The organism is Desemzia sp. FAM 23988 (genome assembly GCF_045528365.1).
Taxonomy (GTDB): Bacteria; Bacillota; Bacilli; order Lactobacillales; family Carnobacteriaceae; genus Desemzia.
The window spans coordinates 1-4,043 of the sequence record NZ_JBGQQS010000042.1 but is presented as its reverse complement, the minus strand read 5'-3'; the positions used below and the strand labels follow the sequence as shown (position 1 = coordinate 4,043).

The window sequence follows — 4,043 nt, the reverse complement described above, 5'->3', positions numbered from 1 at the left end:
ATTTGTTGCAATGAAACTGGTACTATATCTTGTCTTTTCATCATCATTCCTCCAACTTGTTTACTATGAAATCAAGTATAGAGCGGAAAAGAAGATATTTGAAGATACCGTTTCATTTTGCGCTTACTTTTTATGATCCAATACCGTAAGATTCTGGAGTTACATTTCAATGATGTCTCCCAACGCACCATTAGTACGAGCGTTGGAAGTTCAAGAAATACAGTTTCAGATATCACCAAACGAGCTAAAAAGCTTGGGTTAGAACGGTTAACTGATAATATGAACAATCAATGGCTTGAAGAATTTCTTTTTCCTGAGAAACAAGCGATTGAGAAAGGCTTTTTCCCACCTAACTGGGAAAAGATTCATAAGGAATTACAGAAGAAAAATATATCATTAAAATTACTCCATATGGAGTATGATCAGCATGCGCGTGACAGCGGGAAAATCCCCTATGCTTATCGGACTTTTGCAGAAAATTATGGTAAGTATGCAAAGAAATATAAAGCAACAATGCCTATTCGCAGGAAGCCAGGTGAAGTGTTAGAAATTGACTGGGCTGGATCAACGCTATCTATTAATGATCGTTCAAATGGAGGCAAGATAACGGTATATGTATTTGTAGCAACTTTTCCCTATAGTCAGTACAGTTATGTCGAAGGTTTTTTAGATATGAAATCTGCCAACTGGTTAACCGGACATATTCATGCTTTTGAATATTTTGGTGGGACTCCAGAATCATTAGTCCCTGATAATTTAAAAACAGGCGTGACTAAGCCCTTACGTGGAGAACCAATTCTTAATGAAGCTTATCGTGAACTAGCTGATTACTATCAAACCGTTATCGTTCCCGGAAGAGTTCGGAGTCCAAAGGACAAGGCTAGTGTTGAAGGAACCGTTGGGTTCATTTCTAGACAAATTATAGCTGCTTTACGTCACTATCAATGTTTTGATCTTCGTGACTTGAATCAGCAAATATGGAAGAAACTCAATGAACTAAATCAAGAAGCCTTCCAAAAACGTCCTGGCTCAAGAAAAGAAACATTTGACGAAGAGGAGAAATCCTACCTTCACCCCTTACGTCAAAAGCGATTTAAATTGTCGGAATGGAGAACTGCAAAGGTTCAAACTAATTACCACATTCAAATCGAACGTATGTATTACTCCGTTCCTTACGAGTACATCCAAAGTGACGTTGATATTCGTCTATCAAAAGAATTAATTGAAGTATACTTCAAAGACGCTCGAATTGCATCCCACAAGCGATTATATGGAGAAGTCGGTCAGTTTTCAACACTTTCAGAGCATATGCCAGACAATCACCGTCTATTTCTGGAACACACACCTAAGAACAGTCGAGAATGGGCTCAATCCGTAGGATCAAACATGGAAGAGTTTGTGGATGTTTTACTTAATAATGGATCTGAGAAAAAAGCTTTAAATCAATTAATGAGTTTACGTAATCTTGATAAAAGACATTCAAAAGAAGAGCTGGATTTAGCTGCTCAAAACTTACTACTCGCTTCTTCTAACCCTACGGTTAGTGTTTTTAAGACAATTCTTGCACGAAATAAAAAGCGTGAGCGAGCAAAAGATGATGGTTCCTTAACTAAATTGAATACAGGTGAAAATTATGGATTTGTGCGCGGCGCAGACTACTTTGGAGGGACGAAAAAATGACAAATGAAGAAACTTTACGTAAATTGACAGCAATGAACATGAGTGCAATGGCAGATTCATACAAAGAGCAAATGAATAATAATGACTATCAGGATATGACGTTTGAAGAACGCTTCAACTTACTCGTAGATCATGAACATTCTCGTCGTCAGTCAAACAAACTTCAGCGATTGATTCATCAAGCCCAGTTCAATGAACCGACCGCATCTATTGAAGATATCGAATATCATCCTGATCGCCATCTGGATAAACACCTTATTCTTGAACTAGCTGCAGGTAACTATATTGAAAAACATTTAAATATCATATTAATGGGAGCCTCTGGAAATGGAAAAACATGGTTATCGAATGCCTTTGGCATTCAAGCTTGCCGACAACAGTATAAAGTAAAATATGTTCGTCTGCCAGAATTATTAGATGAGTTTATTTCAGCAAGAAATGAAGCAGATGGAAGTTTCCGTCGACTGATTAAGAAGTATAAGAAAGTTGATTTACTTATCATTGACGAATGGTTACTAACATCCTTACCCGAAGAACATACCTTAGCTTTATTTGAGATTATCGAATCTCGATTGAAAACGACTTCTACCATCTTCTGTTCACAGACTGCACCTGAAGGATGGTATGAAAAACTCGGTGAAGCTCTCGTAGCCGATGCGATTCTTGACCGCATCGTGCATGATTCTTATAGTATTCTAATTGACGGTGAGGTTTCTATGCGTGAAAGACATGGATTGAGGGCAGCAAAATGATTCCTTCAGAAGTAGAAGATAGAATTGCGCGCTACTATTTCCAGCGTTATTTGCCTGACAAGATTATGCTGGAACTTGAAGAAAAGTTACTCCCTTTCTATTTAGAAGATGAGGAACCATCGGCAGAAGATATGGTGAAATTAGCACTAACTATTATAGATAATGCTTTAGAGAAATAAAACTTTGGTCACTGATATGCAATATATTAGTGGCCTTTTCTTCCGCATTGATTGGCTCCATGTCCCGCACTCACTGGCTCTAAACTCCGCACAGGCGGCTCAATCTGTCCGCAATACTCATCTTATAGGCTTTTTATTCTGTATTAAAAACGAGATAGCGTAATACATGGTTTATACATCCGGAATGATGATAAAAATTGGAATTTTATTTAATTTCTATCATCACTTTTTTATTGCGACTCTTAATCCTCTGATTGAATTTAAGCTTTTTTGTAATATTCTATACGATTCTGGATGTTTAAAATAAAAATTATATTTTCTATATATCGTATATCCATTATTTATAATTATGGAATTAATATTTTTCAAAAGCATATAAATTTTACTTCGATTTTTAAAATTCATTTTTGTACAATAGATAATACACTGACCTAGAAGATGATTAATTCTCGTATTAAGAGCATTCTTCATATCTACAGTGCTTTCTTCTAAATGACTATTAAATTCTATCGTTTTTTCAATAACTTTGATTAAGGATTTAATACGTTTTTCATAATTTAACGATGTAATAGTAGAATTTAACCTTATTCTTCGATAGAACAACTTATCTTTAATACATTTAACTTTTTTACTTTTCATTAAAAGTTGATAACTAAATAATTCATCTTCATGTATAATTCCTTCTAGAAAAAAAATATTGTTTTCTAATAGCATTTTTTTATTTATGAATTGCAAACAAGGCGAAGCATAAAAATCTTTATTTTTTGCCATTTCTATAAATAGATCTTGACCTTTTAAAATTTTGTCATAATCTTTACTTCTTTCATAGTTCATGTCTTCAATCTTTTTACTATCTATAGATTTATCAAAAAAAGATTTCCCTTCAAATAAAACTAATTCTAAATCTTCTTTAATTGCCAGTTCATATAAGTATTCCATTGCTAAGTCAGGTATTAAATCGTCACTATCCAAAAAATAAATGTACTCACCTTTTGCGTATCCAATCCCTCTATTTCGAGCCTTACTTTGTCCAGCATTTTCTTGATAATAACCTAGTATATTTTCATAAGACTCTGTATACTTTTCAATAATCTCGCTCGATTGATCTGTAGAACCGTCATCGATAAGAATTAATTCAATGTCTGAAAAATTTTTTTGAGAGATAACACTTTCAATACAGTCTTCAAGATAATTTTCAACATTATAAACTGGTACAATAATAGAAATTTTTATATTCTCCATATTTTAATTATCCTCCTCTCTTTGTGTATTTAATTGTTTTTCCGTTTAGACAACTTTTTATAATTAATGCCTACTGAACAATTGGGCTAATTTGAAATGGAGAAAAGTTCAATAGAACTAAACAGCTTTTTTTCCGATTTTTCAGTTGTCCAAAAAAAGAGCGCAAGCGATTGCGATTAATGTTATCTAC

General features: G+C 34.0%; 4 protein-coding genes. 3 read left to right on the top strand and 1 reads right to left on the bottom strand.

Translation table 11 applies throughout. The features are described 5' to 3' along the window. Window positions 1-117 precede the first annotated feature (117 nt). From istA to ACEN4L_RS13200, 3 genes are read left to right on the top strand one after another with little or no spacing between them, the layout of a single operon-like run. Window positions 118-1,680 (top strand): IS21 family transposase, encoded by a 1,563-nt coding sequence (gene istA, locus ACEN4L_RS13210; protein ID WP_407097706.1) that lies wholly within the window; start codon window positions 118-120, stop codon window positions 1,678-1,680. After that, on the top strand, window positions 1,677-2,432 hold the full coding sequence (gene istB, locus ACEN4L_RS13205) for an IS21-like element helper ATPase IstB (RefSeq protein ID WP_407097705.1): 756 nt from the start codon (window positions 1,677-1,679) through the stop codon (window positions 2,430-2,432). The genes istA and istB overlap by 4 nt, the downstream gene beginning before the upstream one ends. Continuing rightward, window positions 2,429-2,611: a hypothetical protein gene (locus ACEN4L_RS13200; RefSeq protein ID WP_407097704.1), complete on the top strand. Its 183-nt coding sequence runs from the start codon at window positions 2,429-2,431 to the stop codon at window positions 2,609-2,611. The genes istB and ACEN4L_RS13200 overlap by 4 nt, the downstream gene beginning before the upstream one ends. Window positions 2,612-2,833: 222 nt before the next feature. On the opposite strand, the gene ACEN4L_RS13195 is transcribed toward ACEN4L_RS13200, so the two are convergent. Beyond that, complete coding sequence (locus tag ACEN4L_RS13195; protein WP_407097703.1) at window positions 2,834-3,853, bottom strand: glycosyltransferase; 1,020 nt, start codon at window positions 3,851-3,853, stop codon at window positions 2,834-2,836. Window positions 3,854-4,043 lie beyond the last annotated feature (190 nt).